General features: G+C 38.9%; 17 protein-coding genes. 10 read left to right on the top strand and 7 right to left on the bottom strand.

What is annotated here, in order from left to right:
- Positions 1–282 precede the first annotated feature (282 nt).
- From WBW42_RS17945 to WBW42_RS17915, 7 genes are all read left to right on the top strand, one after another.
- Positions 283–1161: an MlaA family lipoprotein gene (locus WBW42_RS17945; protein ID WP_002117157.1), complete on the top strand. Its 879-nt coding sequence runs from the start codon at positions 283–285 to the stop codon at positions 1159–1161.
- Between the two features lie 110 nt (positions 1162–1271).
- Entirely contained in the window at positions 1272–2240 is a 969-nt protein-coding gene (gigA, locus tag WBW42_RS17940) for an RsbU family protein phosphatase GigA (protein ID WP_002117221.1), read from the top strand.
- Between the two features lie 102 nt (positions 2241–2342).
- Positions 2343–2864, top strand: coding sequence for an anti-anti-sigma factor GigB (gigB, locus tag WBW42_RS17935; RefSeq protein WP_002117273.1), 522 nt, complete (start codon positions 2343–2345; stop codon positions 2862–2864).
- A gap of 29 nt (positions 2865–2893) precedes the next feature.
- Positions 2894–3718, top strand: coding sequence for a carbon-nitrogen hydrolase family protein (locus WBW42_RS17930; protein WP_005066320.1), 825 nt, complete (start codon positions 2894–2896; stop codon positions 3716–3718).
- Positions 3719–3732: 14 nt separating this feature from the next.
- Positions 3733–4107, top strand: coding sequence for a DUF4951 domain-containing protein (locus WBW42_RS17925; protein WP_005066318.1), 375 nt, complete (start codon positions 3733–3735; stop codon positions 4105–4107).
- A gap of 165 nt (positions 4108–4272) precedes the next feature.
- Positions 4273–4710 (top strand): MarR family winged helix-turn-helix transcriptional regulator, encoded by a 438-nt coding sequence (locus tag WBW42_RS17920; RefSeq protein WP_005804299.1) that lies wholly within the window; start codon positions 4273–4275, stop codon positions 4708–4710.
- An 88-nt stretch (positions 4711–4798) separates the two neighbouring features.
- Positions 4799–5230, top strand: a complete 432-nt coding sequence (locus WBW42_RS17915; protein WP_005066315.1) for an organic hydroperoxide resistance protein — start codon at positions 4799–4801, stop codon at positions 5228–5230.
- Between the two features lie 56 nt (positions 5231–5286).
- On the opposite strand, the gene gspE is transcribed toward WBW42_RS17915, so the two are convergent.
- Positions 5287–6777 carry a type II secretion system ATPase GspE gene (gspE, locus tag WBW42_RS17910; protein WP_005066314.1) on the bottom strand — a complete coding sequence of 497 codons (1491 nt, stop codon included), beginning with the start codon at positions 6775–6777 and terminating at the stop codon, positions 5287–5289.
- Positions 6778–6873: 96 nt separating this feature from the next.
- Here gspE and WBW42_RS17905 point away from each other — a divergent pair, with 96 nt between their 5' ends.
- Both WBW42_RS17905 and WBW42_RS17900 read left to right on the top strand, forming a co-directional pair.
- Positions 6874–7695: a DUF432 domain-containing protein gene (locus WBW42_RS17905; RefSeq protein ID WP_002117309.1), complete on the top strand. Its 822-nt coding sequence runs from the start codon at positions 6874–6876 to the stop codon at positions 7693–7695.
- Positions 7696–7704: 9 nt separating this feature from the next.
- A complete protein-coding gene (locus WBW42_RS17900) occupies positions 7705–8622 on the top strand; it encodes a mechanosensitive ion channel family protein (protein WP_005066312.1) in 918 nt (305 codons plus the stop codon).
- Here the strand turns inward: WBW42_RS17900 and WBW42_RS17895 are convergent.
- Positions 8612–11416, bottom strand: coding sequence for a DUF2339 domain-containing protein (locus WBW42_RS17895; protein WP_032057504.1), 2805 nt, complete (start codon positions 11414–11416; stop codon positions 8612–8614). The genes WBW42_RS17900 and WBW42_RS17895 overlap by 11 nt on opposite strands.
- Before the next feature lie 154 nt (positions 11417–11570).
- Between WBW42_RS17895 and polA the strand changes: the two genes are divergently transcribed.
- A complete protein-coding gene (gene polA, locus WBW42_RS17890) occupies positions 11571–14342 on the top strand; it encodes a DNA polymerase I (protein WP_032057505.1) in 2772 nt (923 codons plus the stop codon).
- Between the two features lie 54 nt (positions 14343–14396).
- Here the strand turns inward: polA and WBW42_RS17885 are convergent, their stop codons facing one another.
- From WBW42_RS17885 to ppx, 5 genes are read right to left on the bottom strand one after another with little or no spacing between them, the layout of a single operon-like run.
- The gene (locus tag WBW42_RS17885; protein ID WP_000501183.1) at positions 14397–14966 is read right to left on the bottom strand and encodes a YggT family protein; all 570 of its coding nucleotides are present in this window, start codon (positions 14964–14966) and stop codon (positions 14397–14399) included.
- Positions 14967–14987: 21 nt separating this feature from the next.
- Positions 14988–15824, bottom strand: a complete 837-nt coding sequence (proC, locus tag WBW42_RS17880; RefSeq protein WP_005804294.1) for a pyrroline-5-carboxylate reductase — start codon at positions 15822–15824, stop codon at positions 14988–14990.
- Positions 15799–17079 carry a tRNA lysidine(34) synthetase TilS gene (tilS, locus tag WBW42_RS17875; RefSeq protein WP_017482375.1) on the bottom strand — a complete coding sequence of 427 codons (1281 nt, stop codon included), beginning with the start codon at positions 17077–17079 and terminating at the stop codon, positions 15799–15801. The genes proC and tilS overlap by 26 nt, the downstream gene beginning before the upstream one ends.
- Before the next feature lie 56 nt (positions 17080–17135).
- Complete coding sequence (locus tag WBW42_RS17870; RefSeq protein WP_005066304.1) at positions 17136–17957, bottom strand: acetyl-CoA carboxylase carboxyltransferase subunit alpha; 822 nt, start codon at positions 17955–17957, stop codon at positions 17136–17138.
- 18 nt (positions 17958–17975) lie between these two features.
- Positions 17976–19496: an exopolyphosphatase gene (ppx, locus tag WBW42_RS17865; RefSeq protein ID WP_014208409.1), complete on the bottom strand. Its 1521-nt coding sequence runs from the start codon at positions 19494–19496 to the stop codon at positions 17976–17978.
- Positions 19497–19715: the final 219 nt, after the last annotated feature.

Below are 19715 nucleotides of genomic sequence, written 5' to 3'. Positions count from 1 at the left end.
ATTCATCACTTAAAGCAACCAACTTAATCACAAGTAACTGTTTTTCAACAAGTTTCTATCTGCATCACCGCCGATGGATGTGCATTATAGACCATCTCATCCCCTTTGCAACCTTTTTTTTAAATCAATATCATCAACTGGATACTTTTTAAGCTTTTTAGCATTTTATCTATATTATTTGATCAATTTTACATTGATAATAGGTTATCAATTTTGTATTAAAACATATCTCCACCCAACTGCACATTTTAGTATTAGCCTGGCTGGCGGTTAAGGAATTATATGAATTATTCTAATTTAATTTTACTAAGCGTATTATCTGTAGGTGTTTGTACCTCTCTATATGCTCAAGAAAATACTATAAGTGAATCTTCTGATGCTAGCTCACTAGAAGAAACAGCACCGACTCATACGCGCTCACAAATTATTAAAGATTTAAAAAATATTAAAGTTAAAGATTTAAAAATTAATGCGAATGCAGCACAACCAGATCCTGTAAAAGACCCATTACAATCATTAAATCGTCCAATTTACTCATTTAACGACATGTTGGATCGAAATTTTTTACGCCCAGTTGCTGTGCAATATAGAGAAAAGACTCCAGAAGATGTCCGTGGTTCTTATCGTCAGTTCCGTAAAAATCTTGGAGAACCTTGGAATGCTGTTAACCAGCTTATTCAAGGTCGCCCTGGTCGTGCAGCAAAAACCATAGGTCGCTTTACAATTAATACATTAACGACTCTTGGATTAGCTGACCCTGCCAGCCGTTTAGGTTTACCGACTGAAGAAGAGAATTTTGGTGTAACTCTTGGTTACTATGGTGTTCCTTCTGGCCCATTCCTGATGTTGCCTTTTTTCGGGCCAAGTACCTTACGTGATGGTTTTGGTTTAGCAGTAGACGCCCAAGCACGTCCACAGAAATATGTTATGGATGATCAAGAGGGTCTTTATTGGTCAAGTAATATGTTACAAGCGGTTGATACACGCGCTCAATATCTAGACCTAGATCAGACCTTACAAGGTGATCAATATGCCATGATTCGAGATTTATATCTGCAACGTAAAGCATTCCAAATTGCAGAGAAAAAGGGCGACTCAGCTGATGTATCTTTCATTGATGATGACTCAGAAGATACACCAGATGAGAATCAAAACCCTTAAAAGATGAAATCGAGGTATTGCCCGGATAAGAGTTGGGCAATACCTTGATTTTGATCAAACATACTCTATGATGAATAAAGTGATCATATAAAAGGACTACCATCTCTTCTATGTATTTTATTAAACCGACACGCTCTATCCCTTATTTAGAGCAAGCTTTGGATAAATTGCCAGGCTTACAAGTCATTAACATAGATGATTTAGATTTATATGATCCAACCATCATTGCAATAGCAGATGTACAAGATTTCCTGACATATAAATGGAATTTACCAACGATTGTCATTGCTTTTGAACATGAAGGTAGTGCTTTAGCTCAAGCTTGGGAAGCGGGTGCTCTTGCAGGTTGGGTATGGAATCAACTACCTAACGATTTAAATAAAGCATTATCAAGAATCGATGCTCAATATAAACGTAATCAAGATAGTCGTGATTTACCTTCAGCTGCTGAACTACAAAAAAGACTATTACCTAATCCAATTGATTTATTAAATTATCAAGTCGAAACTTTCTTTCAGCCTTCAGCTTATCTTTCTGGTGATTGGTATGACTACTGGAAATTAAACGATAAGGAAGTTTTATTTTATCTTGCCGATGTTTCAGGACATGGTGTGACCAGTAGTTTATTAACTTCTTGGATGGCAGCTTTCCATGGCCGCTCTAAAACCCCAAGACAATTAATAAAAAAATTAAATGGAATGTTGGTTCAAGAGAATATTGAAAAGCACATTACGATTGTGGTGGGTATTTTAAACCTTGAAACACATACACTTCGCTGGTCAAGTGCTGGGCACTACCCTCCTCCTATCATTTTTGAACCAAATCAAGCTCCAAAAATTTTAACAACAAGTAGTTTCCCATTAGGCTTGACTGATGAACTCGAAGTTGAAGAGCATGTTTGTACATTAAATCATCAAGCACGCTTCATTGTTTGCTCAGATGGAGCACTTGAACCTTTTGATGGTGGGTTAAATGATCAGTTCCAACAATTGGTTCATCATTTGCAAAATCAATCATTCCAAGCACCCGATCATGTGGCTGATGACATTGCCATTTTCAGTCTTTGTCGAATGAATTAATTTACAAATCAATTAATTACATAATATACGACTTAAGGACTCTTGAGTCTGCGATGGCACTATGTGATAATTTTTCTATCCTTCTCTGAAAATGGCATTTATATGTCAACAGGTCATGTTGAATATGCAAGTTTAAATGGAACGCATATTTTCAAACTTATTGGTGAAGTGCGAGCCCATTCTTGTATAAGTCTAGACAAACTTTTAAACAGAATTGAACAGCAAGAGAATGTTGTTGGTGCAATCGTTGATTTAACCCAAACAACATTTATTGATAGTACGGTGTTAGGCATCCTAGCTAAGCTAGGTTTAAAGCTTAAACAAACTCATCATATTCAAGCTGTGATGCTATCTACCAATCCAGATATCACAACCTTAGCCAACAGTATGGGGCTAGGGCAGGTTTTTGTCATTTTGAATTACTGTGGCGATCCCAACGTTTGCACATTAACGTTAACTGATGAACAGATCACTCATAATGCAATGCTAAGAACAGTTCTGGATGCACATAAGACATTGATGAAACTCAATGCAAACAATCAGAATATGTTTGAGCCACTTGTGAAGCAGTTACAGAAAGAACAAGATACGCTTGAACAGGTATCAGATAAGCAAAATGCCTGACTTTAATCATTAAGCCGGATTATTAGAATATGACCCTTATTTCTGTTGCTCAAATGAACTCTCAAGATGATATTGAAAATAATTTTCAAGTCATTGAGTCGTTGATTCAACAAAGTAAGGCGCAAAATGCTAGCCTGATTGTTTTCCCCGAAAACTTTGTATGTTTTGCAGCTGGAAAACAACGCGAAACAGCTGAGCAATTTGAGTCTATTCAACAACGGCTTGAGAAACTAGCACATCAATATCAAATCTGGATTGTGGCCGGTACCTTACCATGCCCATTTCGTCCAGATGGATCTACCATTCAAGATGGTCGAGTCCGGACGGTTAGTCTTTGTATTAGCCCTGAGCGTACAGAAGCACGTTATGACAAGATCCATTTATTTGATGTACAAGTGGGTGATGCTGTCGGTGGTTATCAAGAGTCTCGTTTCTTTGAACCTGGAACAGACGTAGTAGTCACATCTACCCCTTTTGGCAATATTGGCTTAATGGTATGTTATGACTTACGTTTTCCAGAGCTTGCTCTAACTCTGAGACAACAAGGCGCTCATATTCTTACTGCCCCTGCTGCATTTACTTATACAACTGGACAAATGCACTGGCAGCTTTTGCTACAAGCTCGGGCAATGGATAGCCAATGTTATGTTTTAGGCGCAGCACAACAGGGCTGGCATGGTGAAAAACGACAAACCTGGGGACACTCTGGGGCAACAGATAGTCGTGGTCAAATTTTAAGTATGATTGGATATGAAGGGAGTGGTTTAATCACTGTACCCTTTGATTTAACAGCACAAGAACTCGTCCGCTCTTCAATGCCTCTCATGACTCACCGTAAATTGATTCATTATTAAAAGTTTAATTATTCATGTGGAAATACTTATTTAGCATTTTTTGCTTGGGGGCAAATATTCATTGTTATGCAGAGCTTGGTACAACAAACCATTTTGTTTCGCCTACTGCACAGCTCAAATCAGATATTCTTCCAGAAACTCCTAAAAATATCCCCTTGCCCGCTTTTGGCCAAAGAATTATTGGTTGGGGTACAGGCGCAGAAGGTGCAAGACAACGTTTAGAAAATATTCAGCCAGCAGATGTTTCTGTAATTAAAAAACAAGGAACTACGCTTGAAATGATTACTGCATGGCAAGATTTTTATGAACAAGAGCAGCAACGTAATGCAAATAATCCTACTGCGAAGTATCGTGCGCGTTTAATGAAAAAGATTGCAGATTTGTGGTAAATACAGTGTTCTAAAATATTTTTATCTTATGGAATAATTGATCTAATTATTCCATTTTTTATGTGCGCTCATTTGTTTTATTCATAAACTATTCTGATGAACATTTAAGAAACTGAATAGAACGCGATATACTACAAAAGCAATACTAGTTTCTTTGAGGAAGATATGGACCAAGACTGTCAAAACTTAAAGCTTGAGAATCAATTATGTTTCCTCATTTATTCAACGAATTTAGCGCTTAATCAACTCTACAGAAAACTTCTAGCACCTTTGGGCATTACCTATCCCCAATATTTAGTGATGTTAGTGTTATGGGAGCAGGATGAAGTGACTGTTTCAGAAATTGGAGCTAAACTTTTTTTAGAATCATCTACCCTCACTCCTATCTTGAAAAAGTTAGAAGCCTCGCATTTACTTCATCGTACCCGTTCAACTCAAGATGAGAGACAAGTGATTATTACGCTAAGTGATGAAGGAAAAAAATTAAAAGATCAAGCAATCCATATTCCATCAGGCGTATTAGAAGCAAGTTCATGTGATATGACAACACTACTCGGCCTTAAAGATCAACTTACTAAACTCCGTACAAACTTAGTCAAATAAACAGCAATTTTTTTAAAAAATATACTTGTCAAAATAATTAAGTCGTGTACGATATATTTGTATTCAATTTATTTTAGGAATAAAAACGATGTCATTAGAAAAAGTTGTTTATCGTGCAAAAGCTAAAGCAACCGGTGGTCGTGATGGCCGTGCGACTTCATCAGACGGCGTATTAGATGTACAACTTGGTGTACCTAAAGAAATGGGTGGCGCTGGTGGTGCTGTAACAAATCCAGAGCAACTATTCGCAGCTGGTTATTCAGCATGCTTTTTAGGTGCTTTAAAATTTGTTGCAAACCGCGATAAATTTAACATTAGCAAAGACGCTTATGTAGAAGGTGAAGTAGGTATTGGTCCAATTCCTACAGGTTTTAGCATCGAAGCGACTTTAAATGTTTACTTAGTGGGTATGGATCGTGAAGAAGCTGAAAAGTTAGTTGCAGCAGCTCATATTGTTTGCCCATATTCAAATGCAACTCGCAATAATATTGATGTGACGTTTAATATTGTGACTGAATAAGTTTTGATATTTAAAAAATGCCCGAATCAAATCGGGCATTTTTTACATCTTAAATATTATGCTTCACTTGCCTCATTGGTTACGCGAAGTACTTCTTCGAGTGTAGTTTTACCTGTAAGTACTTTGCGCAAACCATCGTCACGAATAGAACCTGAATACTCACGAGCATGATTTTCTAATTCATATTCAGCTGCGTTACCATGAATCAGACGGCGCATAGGTTCATCAACTGGTACGATTTCATAAATCGCTGTACGTCCATTAAAACCTAAATGTGAACAATGATCGCACCCTTTAGCTTCAGGTAACTGCAACAACGGTTCATTATTAATATGCTGAAAAACCTGTTTCTCAAAAGTATCTGCTTCACGCCATGTCATACAATGTGGACATAAAGTACGAACCAAACGTTGAGCAATCACCCCAATTAAAGAACTTGATAATAAGAAGGGTTCAATCCCCATATCTTTAAGTCGAGTAACTGCACCAATAGCTGTATTGGTATGTAGTGTTGATAAAACTAAATGTCCTGTTAAAGATGCTTGAACTGCAATTTCAGCAGTTTCTAAATCACGAATCTCCCCCACCATCACCACATCTGGATCTTGACGTAACATTGCTTTTAAAGCACGAGCAAATGTCATATCCACTTTGGTATTCACTTGTGTTTGACCAATACCTTCGAGTTGATATTCGATTGGATCTTCAGCAGTTAAGATATTACGGGTATTGTCATTTAGATCAGATAAGGCTGCATATAAGGTGGTCGTTTTCCCCGAGCCAGTAGGCCCTGTGACCAAAATAATACCGTGGGGACGATGTACTAACTGAGTTAAACGCTCATAGTCATTAGCCATTAAACCCAAGTGAGTCATGTTGAGTCGGCCCGCTTGTTTATCAAGCAAACGCATAACGACCCTTTCACCATGTGACGATGGCAAAGTTGAAACACGCACATCCACTTCACGGCCTGCAAGACGTAAAGAAATACGACCATCTTGTGGTACACGTTTTTCAGCAATATCGAGCTTCGCCATAACTTTAATACGCGAAACCAGTAAAGGCGCCAATTCACGGCGTGGCTGTACAATCTCACGCAATTGGCCATCTACACGTAATCGTACAGATAGTTTCTTTTCAAAAGCTTCAATATGAATATCAGAAGCCCCTACTCGAATTGCTTCAGAGAGAAGTGCATTGATCAGACGAACAATAGGTGCGTCATCTTCTTGGTCCATCAAATCTTCTGTTTCAGGAACCTGATCGGCCAAACTCAATAAATCCGGATGATCTTCTAAACCAGCTGCAACTTGTTGTGATTCCCCTGTATCACCTGCGTAACTCGTACTTAAGAGCGTATTAAATTCTTGTTCAGTACATAATTGATAATGAGCTGGCTTACCCAAGATGCGTCTTGCTTCCTGTAATGCAATTTTTTCAGTGTTTTGTCGTCTAATAATAAATACCTGATCACCGTCATAACGAAATAAAACACCATGACGCTTGGCAAAACTATATGGAACTTGTATTTGTTTCAATATTTGCATCACAATTTATAATGATGAGTAAGATGATTTTGAGTGTACTCTAAGCAGATTACAGCGTGAAGTCTGTTTAACAACTCGGTAGAGGAATTTTGCGTCTTGTTTGAAAATAATGAATATCAGCCTCGCCCCCAGAATTCTTTAAAATGGTGGGGTGAACAGCACTTTGAAATTAACCAGTCCAAAGCATGGCAATTCGGTTCAATGCTCTTTCGTTTAACACGTGGCATAAAAGAATGGCGCATCGAATATTATCGTCCATCTCTCCAAGATGATAATGAACAAGATTGGCACCCAATTGCCGATCCACATTTTGCCTTTCCGCATACGGTTCAAGTAGAACGTTACATGTTTCGAAAGACTAATCCAGAATTTTTACTGATGCCACGTCTGGCAGATCGTTCTGTGGTCATAAAACCTGTTGATCCTATTTACATTCCAGCAGGTCAACGTGGGACTCTATATATCAGCACACCATTATGGATTGCAGGCTTAGTTGAAAGTCAGCATGAACCTTTGTTTGAGATTCCCGTGATTCAGCCTAAAGATACGTGGTTTGGTCCTAATGCACAGCAAGGTGAAATCTGTTATGCCACTTCCGTGGATGGCCGTACTGATTTGAATCTATTAACACCACGCGCTTTCCGTGCTGTTACTCCAATCGACTTTCACAACACAAGTAATCATCAATTACGCTTTGATCGTATGAATGTGCCAGTTACCGCCCTTCCTCTTTTTTATAGTGAAAGTACAGGTCGTTTATGGACTTCACAAATTAAAGTTTATTATGAGGGTTCTGATCGTCCGGCACGTATTCGTATTGAAAATCGTACGCCACCTCTTGCTGGTGAAGTGACCTATGTTCACCCACCACGTTCACCTGGTGGAGCATTATTCAATATGTTTGATTCATTCTTTTAAGAGGTTTATATGGCTGATTCAAATATTCCAAAAGATATCGCTGATAGCCTCAAAAGCATATTTACCAATATCAATACCGAACGTATTAGTGAAATTTTAGTCGCTGTTGTACTGTGTTTCATTGGCTTTGTTCTTGCCCGTATTATTTCCAATACGTTTATTAGAACCATTGGCTCACGTTTTAATGCTCACCAACGCCTTGTATGGCGCCGTGGTATTTTTTATTTCATTTTCTTACTCTTCATCATGACGAGTTTGAAAGAAGCTGGGTTCAAACTTAGTGTATTCCTCGGTGCAGCAGGGATTTTAACTGTAGCACTCGGTTTTGCATCGCAAACATCTGCCAGTAACTTGATTAGTGGTTTATTTTTGATTGGTGAGGGTTCATTTGAAGTCGGTGATACGATCCAGATTACTCTCATTCGTGGTAATACAATTGAAGGCGAAGTCATTTCAATTGATTTGCTTTCGGTAAAATTACTTACACTCGACAATGTCTATATTCGTTTGCCGAATGAACAGCTTATTCGTGCGCCTGTACACAACTTGTCTAAATATCCGATACGACGTATCCCAATTACGCTCGCAATCAACTTTCACGAAGATATTATTAAAGTCCGTGAGGTTCTACTGAATGTAGCAGCTCATTATCCACTTGTACTGGATGATCCAAAACCCGCAGTTACGGTTACCGCATTCAGGGAGTCATCAATTGAGCTTTTATTCACAATGTGGTGTCGACAAGAAAACTCTTTAAAAGTTCGAGATGAAATGCAAGAACGAATCAGAAATGGATTTTTAGATAACCGAATTGAAATTCCTGTTCCTAAAATGGGCTTGATTGATCGGCCGTCTACCGGTTTTGCTGAAGACGATATCGATCAATATAGCAATCAAAAAGAGTTAAAACGAGAGCCTAAAGCTTAGGCTCTTGATTCTTCTGCGCGGTAGACGACGGGGGTAATGGCGCAAGATAAGCAATAATTAACATTACTCCACCTGCTCCAATAAACGAAATGACTCGGGTTAATGTCGCACTTTGTGATAGATCAAGCAAAATCAACTTTAATACCACAATACCTAAAAGTGCAGCACCTACAAACCAGAGTTGACGAATCATTTTACGGCTTGAGAATGTAGTTAATACAAATGCCAAAATGACCCAAAGCAATGTCAAACTTAACTGCACTTCACCATTCGTCCAAATTGCTAAGCTCCATAGTGGTGTCCCCCAGTAATGATGTAAGCCCCTAACGACCACACTACTGAATACCAATAACCCAGCTAAAATTGTTGTAATTTTAAAAGTCCACTCTAGTGATTTATCTTGCTCAAAAGCATGTTGATAAATAATAAAGAGCAGACCTGCAAATACTACAATAGAAAGAAAATCAGTTAAGTTAAATAAAGGAACAAAATAAAGGTACTCAGCAGAGTGGCTATCAACGCTCACAACTAGCAACCAAATTAAGCTTAAACACCAAACCGGAATTTGATGTAACAATGCAGTTTTATGAGCCTTATACACCCAAAGCGAATAAACCACAGGGATAAAAGCCAGAGCAACAACTGGCATTTTTGGAAAGATCGCCAAACCAACTACTGCTAACGCCAACCAGCTTAAACCAGCCCAGACATTTAAGTACCCAGACTCATCCGACTGCGGTTGAGCCATAAGAAATAAGGCACTTAGAATAATGGTAGCGACTAAGAAAGTAGTTTGTTGTAATGAGTCTACCCATTTAAACAACGTAAACACTTGACTCGCAAACGCTTCACCCAAAACTAACAACAGTAACAGGCTAATTAAAATTAACTGCAAACTTTGCCATTGCACACGAAGTTTATAGTGAACGATTGCACTAAATATTGCTATTAGAACTACGGCGAACATCAAATATGGACTCAAAGAATGATGATACCATGTCATTATTTCTACACCAGCTACAGCACCTGCATACATCCCTAAACACAAGAAAATGCTACTAAACATGCTTGCGCTAAAATAGCGTTGCTCTTTACTGTTGTATTGCAATAAATAAAAGGCAGAAATAAATTGAGCAATTGCATAGATGCTTGTGCTTAGCGTTGGGAACTCTTCATTTGCCCACACTTGATAAAACAGTGCAATAGAGCTAAGTAAAACTAAAACTACACCAATATATCGGCTTAAACGGTAGCGCTCAGTTACTCCCCACACAATTAAAGCCGTACCTTGAGCAACCCAACCAATTGCTGTCCAATGTGCTCCTTTTGCAAGCGGGAAAATTAAGGCAAAAAATGCAACCGCGAGAATGAAAAAGCTTTTTGCAAGGACCGAAAGCTGAGGATGAGTTTTTTTAATCCAGAACGTTAATACTGCATAGGTACCCGCCAAGACGGCTGCACCAATCGTCAAGGCTTGTGTAGACTCATGTACTAAGTAGGCATGAAGGGTAAAGCCCAGTACTGGCACACTAAAAATAAGACCAACATCTAAGAGCGGAGGTAAACGAATCCCTTCTTGTTTTTCATGTGCTGAAGTCCGAGCTATATTTTGGCTATAACGAACACTAAGCCAAATAAACAGCGCTATATGGCACCACAAAATCCAGTCTAATGTATTAAATTTTGCGGGTTCTGCATAAAATGCGATTGCACTACCACCAATAAACATTGTGGCAAAGAAAGCAATTTGATTTAAGATTTTCCAAGGCTGAATAAAATTAACCGCAGCAACGGCCAAGTTAATTACTAAGTAGTAGCTAAATAGGAAGGTTACATCAGGACGATATTGCGGAATAACTAAAGGGGCTGCATAGGCCATGCCGAGTGCTAAAATTGCCAAATAAATAGCTTGTTGTTTTAAACTCAGGAATACCGTAATAGCCAATAAGATCGTAAACAGAATACTCGCTGTAGTTAGGTTGGCAATTACACCAAAATGATGTGAGAACACAAGTGTCAGGAATACAACAGCCAGCCCGACACCTTGCAATGCCACAGCAAAAAGCTGATTTTTCTTTTGCAATGTATACCCAAATGCCGTTAACACACCTCCAGCAATCGCAATAAATCCAAGTTTCACACCTAAACTAAGTTGCCAATGCTCACTTGCAAAACGTAATAACAACACCACCCCAACCATAAGCACAGCAACAGCAACTCTTAAGATTGGATTGCCATGAATCATCCAATCCACGGCTGGTTGCCACCATGCGGTTTGTACATGGGTTGGTTGTTCTGTTTGATTGAAAGTTGCCATTTCCGCTGGGACTAGCGTGTCCGTATTGCTGGCACTAACTTGTTCTATTACAGGATTTATAACTTCTGTTTGTATGGTCTCATTTACATGAACAGTTTGTTTTGCTGACTCAAGGTATAATAGTCGAGTATGAAATGCACTGATGGTTTGAATCAAACATAGTAATAAAACCAGTAAAGCCCCACCCGCAATCCACATCCAATGATTTATATAAGCAACTAATGCAACCAAGGCTGCTGCATAAATCACTGTTCTTTGCATGTGAATAGAATAAAGTGGCGTTTTCTGCTGAGAAAACTGCTGTTCTAAATGAGTTAAACGCTCATGTAGATTTGACAGTAATTCAACTAGAATGACAGTAAGTGCAATAGATAAAGCAACAACGGCACTCTGAAATTTAAAACCAATTGAAATGGCTAAAAACAAAGTCAAAGCGATCAAAACAATGATCATTCCCTGTTTGTCTTTTTTATACATGGGCTTAGCAATATGACACCTTCATTACAGGTCATCTTACTTCAAGCCAATACAAGCGTATATTTATACATACAAAATACTGCAAAAATCATAAACCTGCATTCATAGCCGTTTTCACGTAAAATACCCGTAATTCAGATTAAGGAATTGTTCAATGCCACCATTTGTCTTGGTTGATGGGTCCTATTTTTTATTTCGTGCATATCATGCATTACCACCATTGACGACCTCTACAGGGTTACATACCAATGCAATACGTGGGGCAATTTCTGCCATTCAAAAATTAATGCGCCGTATGCAGCCAACACATATGGCCGTCATTTTTGATACGCCTGAGCCAACTTTCCGCCACAAGCTTTCACCTATTTATAAAGGTGATCGCCCGACCATGCCGGAAGAGTTATCTCAACAGATTCCGTATTTGCATGCATTGATTAAAGCTCAAGGGATTCCTTTATATAGTCTTCCAGGTGCAGAGGCAGATGATATTATCGGTACGCTCGCTAAACGTGCCGTACTCGAAGGCCATCATGTACTTATCTCAACCGGAGATAAAGACATGGCTCAGCTCGTCAATGACCATGTAAAATTAGAAGACAGCTTCAAAGACCGCGTAATGGATACCGACGGGGTATTTGAAAAATTTGGTGTTTGGCCAAATCAAATTATTGATTACTTAACCCTTATGGGTGATGCGTCTGATGGCATCATGGGTGTACCTGGCGTAGGTGCAAAAACAGCAGCTAAGTTACTAACTGAATATGGCACTTTAGACAATATTATTGCCAATGCAGACCAACTTAAAGGCAAACTTAGCCAAAATATTAAAGATAACTTAGACAATATTAAGCTTGACCACCAGTTAGCTAGTATCGTCTGTGATCTTCCTTTAGAACTCGATTGGCATGAGTTAAAACTTACTGATCCAAATGTAGAAGCTCTACGTAATCTTTATACTGAGCTTGAGTTTAGAAACCAATTACAGTCGCTTGATCATCCAAACAATCCAAATAGCTCAAGCTATAAACAACAAGCTTCACAGACTATTGTGCAAAATGAAGTTAAACCTGCTGAATCTATAGAAACCGAAGATCAAGCAAGCTTAACTAGTCAAGATGACCAGCTTGGAACTGCAAATTATCATACTGTTTTAACTCAAGAAGCATGGGATCAGCTCTGGCAACGCATGCAAAATGCCGATCATTTTGCTATTGATACAGAAACTACAAGCCTTGATTACCGTATTGCAGAGATGGTTGGTTTTTCAATCGCATTTGATGCGAAAGATGCCTACTATGTTCCATTAGCGCATAATTATGAAAATGTGCCGCAGCAACTAGATCGTGATCAAATTCTGGTTCAAATTAAGCCTGTGCTAGAAAATGAAGCAGTTAAAAAAATTGGGCATCACCTTAAATATGATGCCCATATCTTTGCCAATCATGGCATAGAACTTAAAGGCTGGTATTTCGATAGCATGCTTGCATCTTATGTATTAAATGCAGCAGCCACTCGTCACGGCATGGATGACGTAGCTCGTGTCTACTTAAGCCACTTAACCACCACTTTTGAACAAATTGCTGGTAAGGGTGCTAAACAAAAGACTTTCAATCAAATTGAGATTGAAGTTGCTGCTCACTATGCAGCAGAAGATGCACATGTGACCTATCGTTTGTATGAAGTGCTTTCAAACAAACTTAAGCCATTTCCTGAGCTAGAAAATATTTTATATAACATCGAAATGCCAGTTGCCCGTATTTTATCGGGTATGGAAGAAGATGGTATTCGTCTAGATCATGCCTTCTTAGATAAATTAAGCGTTGAATTTGCAAAAACGATGGAAGGGCTTGAAAATCAAGCGATGGAAATTGCAGATGAAACTTTTAATATTGCATCTCCTAAACAAGTAGGTGAAATCCTATTTGATAAATTAGGAATCAAAGGCGGTAAAAAAACTGCAACTGGACAATACAGCACCAGTGAAAGTGTTTTAGAAAAAATTGAACATCCTTTAGCGGAAATTATTCTAGAGCATCGCGGTTTAGCAAAGCTAAAAAGTACCTATACTGATCGTCTAGTTGAGCAATCTCATAACGACACGCATCGTGTACATACAAGTTATCACCAAGCACTTACAGCAACAGGTCGCCTCTCCTCTTCAGATCCTAACTTACAAAATATTCCAATTCGTAGACAAATTGGGCGCCAAATTCGTAAAGCATTCATTGCGCCAGAAGGTCGAGTATTATTGGCTGCCGATTACTCGCAAATTGAATTACGTTTAATGGCTCATTTTTCTCAAGATGATGCGTTAGTACATGCGTTCCAGCACGGACAAGATGTTCACCGCCGTACTGCTGCAGAAGTATTGGGTATTGCTATCGAAGATGTGACCAATGACCAACGCCGTCAAGCGAAAGCAGTTAACTTTGGCCTACTTTATGGTATGTCTGAGTTTGGTTTGATTCGTCAATTAGGCTTTACACGTCAAGAATCGCAAAACTATATTAAGCAATATTTCCAACGCTATCCTGGCATCTATGAATATATGCAACGCACACGTCAAGTTGCATCAGAGCAAGGTTTTGTTGAAACTATTTTAGGTCGTCGTCTTTATACACCTGATATTGATGCACGAAATGTAATGGTACGTAAGGCTGCTGAACGTGCTGCAATTAATGCGCCTTTACAAGGTAGTGCTGCTGATATCATTAAACTCGCAATGATTGAAGTCGATAAAATCTTGCCAAAAGATCAAGCCAAGTTACTTCTTCAAGTACACGATGAATTAGTATTTGAAGCAGATCAAAACATTGCCGAGGAGCTCTCTAAGCAAATCGCGACTGTCATGGAATCTGTAGTAAAAATTTCTGTACCTTTAGTTGTTGAAGTTGGGCAAGGGCAAAACTGGGATGATGCCCATTAATTAATAGAAATAAAAAAAGGGCTGTATTAACAGCCCTTTTTTTATTGCGTTAAGTTAAAGTCCTGTTAAAAGAACTTTTGCAACTTCATTCATTAAGATCTCGGCAATATAAAGCGCTAAAAAGGCCAAAATTGGAGATAAGTCAATCATTCCCATATTAGGCAATAAACGACGGAATGGTGCGAGTAATGGTTCAGCTAAATCTTGAATCACTTCAATATAAGGTGAACGCGATTGAGTGAACATAACCACCCAACTCAAAATAATTGTCGCGAAAATTAAATAACGGCAGAAACGGATCAGGTCCTGAATCATAGTCACAAATGTCAGAATCACTAAGTGAACCGGACTATTTGGCATAGAACCAGAAAGATACATCACGCCAAAAATTTTCAGCAAATATAAAATAATTAAAAGAACCAACGCAGCCAAATTAAATCGGCCTTTTGCGACCGTCGGAAAAATTCGGCCAAAAATATCAACAATTTTAGTCGCCTTTACGGTCGATAAAACCACAGGATTATAAGGACTTACTGCCGCCAATTGCATTAAAAAACGGAAAAAGACCAATAAAATCGCGACATTAATTAAAATTCCAAAAATTAGCGCAGAATTTGCACCCATAGTTGTCTTATCCTATTTAAGCTATTTCGCACTGTCACTCAATTCTTGAGCCAATTCTTGACTACGCTTCTGTGCAGCAGCCAATGCAGATTGAATATTTTGGGAGATTTGTGCACGGTCAAAAACTTCAAGTGCAGCTTGAGTTGTGCCATTTGGCGATGTCACATTCTTACGAAGTTCAGAAGGAGTGTTTGAACTCGTAATTGCCATTTGAGCTGCACCTAATGCCGTTTGAAGAGTCAACGCAGTTGCAACTTTTTCATCAAGTCCTAAATTTTTACCCGCACGGATCATACTTTCCATGAGATAGAAGAAATATGCAGGACCTGAGCCAGAAACCGCTGTTACCGCATCAATTTGAGCTTCGGAGTTTACCCAAATTGTTAAGCCTGTGGCTGCTAAAATCTGACTTGTTAATTCACGATCCGAAGTACCTACTACATCATTTGCATAGATACCATGCGCACCCGTCTGAACTAGAGCTGGCGTATTTGGCATAACTCGAACAATTCGATTGCTATCAATTAAGTTTGATATCGTTTGAATTTCAGCACCAGCAATAATTGAAATAACCAATTTATCTGATAACAGTCCTTTTAAAGGACGTAAAACAGTCGCCAAAACTTGTGGTTTTACTGCCAGTACAACGACATCAGCATTTTTAATTGCAGCTACATTATCTTGTGTCACATGGACTTCTTTTTCTTGCAATAATTGACGTATTTGCTCAACAGGATCTGAAACGGTAATACGTGTTGGCGGTAAACCTCTTGAAATGAGCCCACCAATCAAAGCTTGGGCCATATTACCACCACCAATAAAACAGATATTACTATTTACTGCACTTGTCATAACCATCTTCGCCATTTACCAGATTACAAGAATAAGAAATTAAATCTGGTTGCCATCCTCCTTGCTCACAATACGGAGACTGAGCCAACCAAAATCCTTTCGGTGTAAAAACCCCAAGCATAACATTATCTATGACTAATATTTGAATTGTATGACGAAGCCAAGGCAAAATATGTGCTTCTTGAATTGCTTTTTTTAATGGCCATTGCCCAACACGACCATATAAATGGACCTTTTCACCACCTTGGCGTCGAATAATTTTTAATTTTTTATTTAATAAAGATGCAGACAAACCCATATTTTTTTGAGTAATTTGAAAATATCCTGAAGCACAATGCACTATTTCCCCCATTTGGAAATAATGCTCTGTCTCGGTTTCAACTGGATTTAATTTTTCAACAAGAAAAACTTGCTTACTCAACCTATAAAGATGATGTTGATAACGAACATAATAAAACTGGTTCCAGTGTAATGCCGCTTGTGCATCAGACTTCGAATTAATTACTTCATTTTTTAAACGCTCAACCATTTCAAATGCAGGTCGATATTGCCCATCACCTTTCATCCAAACCGAAAGCAATTGACGCTGACGGGCAGAAGATAGTTTTAATAGCTGATTTAAGTCCAAACATTCGTCCGTACCACAATTTTGCAAATCAACTTTTAAAACTTCTTCTAAAATTTCAGAAGCATCTTGCATCAGATAGCTGGTACGACTAAGTGCTTGCTGCATTTTTGGAAAACGGTTTTGTAAGAAGGGCCAAAGTTCTTCACGCGACCACGCCCGATCATAATGGATATCGTAATTTGTAGGATCATCTATATACTCAATTTCAAGTTGAGTAGTCCACTCGGCAATCTGCTCACGGGTTAAATCCAAAAAAGGGCGCCAAATTGTCATATCTACACGATGATCAATACACTGCATAGCAGCAAGCCCATCAACACCCGCACCCGACAATAAACGCAATATTACTGTTTCAGCTTGATCTTGCTGGTGATGAGCAAGCAATAAAATTTCGTTGGCTTGTAAATGTTGTAGATAAGCGTGATAACGTGCCTGACGTGCTTGAGCTTCCAAATTACCGTCAGTAACTTGAACTTTTTGAATGGTATAAGGAATATTTAAACGAGTCGCTTGTTTAGCAACGAGTTCGCCCCACTCTACACTTTTTGATTGCAGTTGATGATCTATATAAATTACTCGGATCTTTTGAGGGAAAATTTGAGACATCAAATGTAGTAGCAGCATTGAATCCATGCCGCCACTACATCCAATAAGAAAAGTACTATTTTCTGAAAACTCTTGAGCCTGTTTTAAGACGCAATGCCTAAATTTTCGCTGCCAAACTTCATTAAACGTTGATAACGTGCTTCGCATCGTTCATTTGCATCCATTGGTAGCAACTCATCCAAAGCTTGCTTCAAAACTACTTTTAGGTTTTGCATAACTTGCTCAGGGTCTAAATGAGCCCCTTCGCCTTCATCTACTACGTATTCAACAATACCTAGAGATTGTAATTTATCTGCTGTCAAACCTAAAGCTTCACTTGCTTGAGCCGCTTTTTCAGCAGTTTTCCACAAAATAGATGCACAGCCTTCTGGTGAAATCACAGAATAAATACTATGCGACAACATAATTACTCGGTCAGCAACACCAATACCTAAAGCGCCACCAGAACCGCCTTCACCAAGTACTGTTGCGACAACAGGAACTTTCAAACTTGAAAGCTGAGCAAGGCTAGTTGCAATTGCTTCAGCTTGTCCACGTTCTTCAGCACCAACACCTGGATAAGCACCCATAGTATCAATAAATGTGAAGACCGGAAGGTTAAAACGCTCTGCCATATCTAATAGGCGTTGAGATTTACGGTAACCTTCTGGGTTAGCCATACCGAAGTTGTGCTTTAATTTTTCACGGGTACTACGACCACGGTGTTGGCCAATAACCATCACAGGCTGACCATCAAAACGAGCAAGACCACCTACCATCGCACCATCGTCACCAAACAAACGATCACCATGCAAGGCATCAAACTCTGTAAAGATTTCACCGACATAATCTAGAAACTGCGGACGATCAGGATGACGTGCAATTTGAACCGTTGTCCACGCTTTGGACTGAGTAGCTTTTTTCATAGGTCGAATATTATCCCTTTAATCGATAAATTTTTCCGACTGAATATTCAATTCAATGTCCCAATGCTTAAACTGCTCTTGCTCATCATGCAAGTCGGCAACTAACAATGGCCATTGTTTGGCATCACCAGAAACACTAAGTTGCCATTGTTGATCATTTATGATGGTCAGTTCAATGGCAGGAAGCATCTGATCACTTCGACTATGGTTGAGTAAAACTGCTAGGCGAAGTAATAAACATAGATAAAGTAATTTATTACCACCAGCCTTCAAAATTTCATTTTTTACATCATTTCGCAATTTACGACGGTGGTGAGCGACCAAATGTGAAAGGTGATTTTGATCAATTTGTGAGAAGCCCGGAATATCAGAATGCTGCAATAAATAAGCACCATGACGGTGATACCCACCATGGCTAATCGCCAAACCAATTTCGTGCAAATAGGCAGCTCGGCGCAGTAAGTCACTGTCTTCACTCGTTAAATTAAGCGATTCTGCAACACCATCAAATAATTGTTGTGCTGTATTTACGACTCTTTCTGCTTGTTTTGGATCAGCGTTATAACGTCCCATTAAAGCTTGTACACTGCGATCGCGGATATCTTCATGTTTAAAACGACCTAATAGGTCATACATGACTCCTTCACGTAATGCACCATCAGAATATGCCAAACGATCAATTTCTAAAACTTCGAAAACTGCGTACAAAATTGCCAATCCGGCTGGCAAAACTGCTCGTCGGTCTTCTCTTAACCCTTCAAAATCAATTTCAGAAATATTTTTAAACTTAAGTAATTTATCTTTGAGTTTATATAAGCCTTCTCGAGTAACGTTTTCTTGTTCATCACTCAAGCCCATATTCACCATAATTTGGCGGCAAGCTTTAATGGTTCCACTAGAACCAACTACAGTATCCCAACCTTCCATTTTATACGTTGTTGCAATAGCTGAAAGTTCTTTACGGGCAGCAACTACTGCTTTATCAAAGGCTTTTTGTGTGATTTCGCCATCGGCAAAGTAAGCTTTTGTATAAGCCACGCATCCCATTTGCAATGACTCAGTGTAAATAGGTTCAAACTCTTCACCAATAATGAACTCAGTAGAACCACCACCAATATCTACAACTAAACGTCGACCACCATTTGCCATGGTATGCGATACGCCAAGATAAATCAGACGTGCTTCTTCTCGCCCAGCAATAATTTCAATAGGTTTAGGCAAAATTTCTGCTGCTTTTTGAATAAATTCATGGCCATTTTTTGCCTGACGCAAAGCATTGGTCGCCACAATTCGTAAGCGATTTGGTTGAACAGAACTTAATCTCCCTACAAAACGAGCCAAGCAGGCTAAGCCTCGTTGCTGAGCGGCTTCTGTTAGGTTTTTATTCTCATCTAAACCAGCTGCGAGCTGTACTTTTTCTGACATCGAAGCAACTTTTTTAACTTCGCCATGATCTACCCGTGCAATTGCAAGGTGAAAACTGTTCGACCCCATATCTATGGCGGCAAGTAATTCTTCATCAATCAGAAAATCAGACATTATTGAACTAAACCCATAACAATTCACGCCTAGAGTAATTCACAAGAATGCAATTGAAAAGCCATTTTCATCAACAATTAGCTGTGATTTAAATTTTTCTATTTATTAGTTGATTGTACAAGTCGATGATGAATATCGTGAGCATCCATTAGACAAATTTAGTTAAGCCTTGAATAATAGCATCAAACCCTTACATTGAACTAAGTAGCTATGTAATAC

The sequence above is a fragment of the Acinetobacter sp. LT1 genome (genome assembly GCF_059800965.1).
The sequence above is the reverse complement of the archived record's forward strand: the minus strand, read 5'-3'. Positions and strand labels throughout refer to the sequence as shown.

Bases quoted from the DNA above. Each gene is read 5' to 3' on its own strand.
- gigB (WP_002117273.1), top strand. From the start codon at position 2,343: ATGTCAACAGGTCATGTTGAATATGCAAGTTTAAATGGAACGCATATT.
- WBW42_RS17930 (WP_005066320.1), top strand. From the start codon at position 2,894: ATGACCCTTATTTCTGTTGCTCAAATGAACTCTCAAGATGATATTGAA.
- WBW42_RS17870 (WP_005066304.1), bottom strand. From the start codon at position 17,957: ATGAAAAAAGCTACTCAGTCCAAAGCGTGGACAACGGTTCAAATTGCA.
- WBW42_RS17895 (WP_032057504.1), bottom strand. From the start codon at position 11,416: ATGTATAAAAAAGACAAACAGGGAATGATCATTGTTTTGATCGCTTTG.
- WBW42_RS17945 (WP_002117157.1), top strand. From the start codon at position 283: ATGAATTATTCTAATTTAATTTTACTAAGCGTATTATCTGTAGGTGTT.
- WBW42_RS17900 (WP_005066312.1), top strand. From the start codon at position 7,705: ATGGCTGATTCAAATATTCCAAAAGATATCGCTGATAGCCTCAAAAGC.
- polA (WP_032057505.1), top strand. From the start codon at position 11,571: ATGCCACCATTTGTCTTGGTTGATGGGTCCTATTTTTTATTTCGTGCA.
- proC (WP_005804294.1), bottom strand. From the start codon at position 15,824: ATGGTTATGACAAGTGCAGTAAATAGTAATATCTGTTTTATTGGTGGT.
- gspE (WP_005066314.1), bottom strand. From the start codon at position 6,777: ATGCAAATATTGAAACAAATACAAGTTCCATATAGTTTTGCCAAGCGT.
- WBW42_RS17920 (WP_005804299.1), top strand. From the start codon at position 4,273: ATGGACCAAGACTGTCAAAACTTAAAGCTTGAGAATCAATTATGTTTC.
- WBW42_RS17915 (WP_005066315.1), top strand. From the start codon at position 4,799: ATGTCATTAGAAAAAGTTGTTTATCGTGCAAAAGCTAAAGCAACCGGT.
- ppx (WP_014208409.1), bottom strand. From the start codon at position 19,496: ATGTCTGATTTTCTGATTGATGAAGAATTACTTGCCGCCATAGATATG.
- WBW42_RS17925 (WP_005066318.1), top strand. From the start codon at position 3,733: ATGTGGAAATACTTATTTAGCATTTTTTGCTTGGGGGCAAATATTCAT.
- tilS (WP_017482375.1), bottom strand. From the start codon at position 17,079: ATGGATTCAATGCTGCTACTACATTTGATGTCTCAAATTTTCCCTCAA.
- gigA (WP_002117221.1), top strand. From the start codon at position 1,272: ATGTATTTTATTAAACCGACACGCTCTATCCCTTATTTAGAGCAAGCT.
- WBW42_RS17885 (WP_000501183.1), bottom strand. From the start codon at position 14,966: ATGGGTGCAAATTCTGCGCTAATTTTTGGAATTTTAATTAATGTCGCG.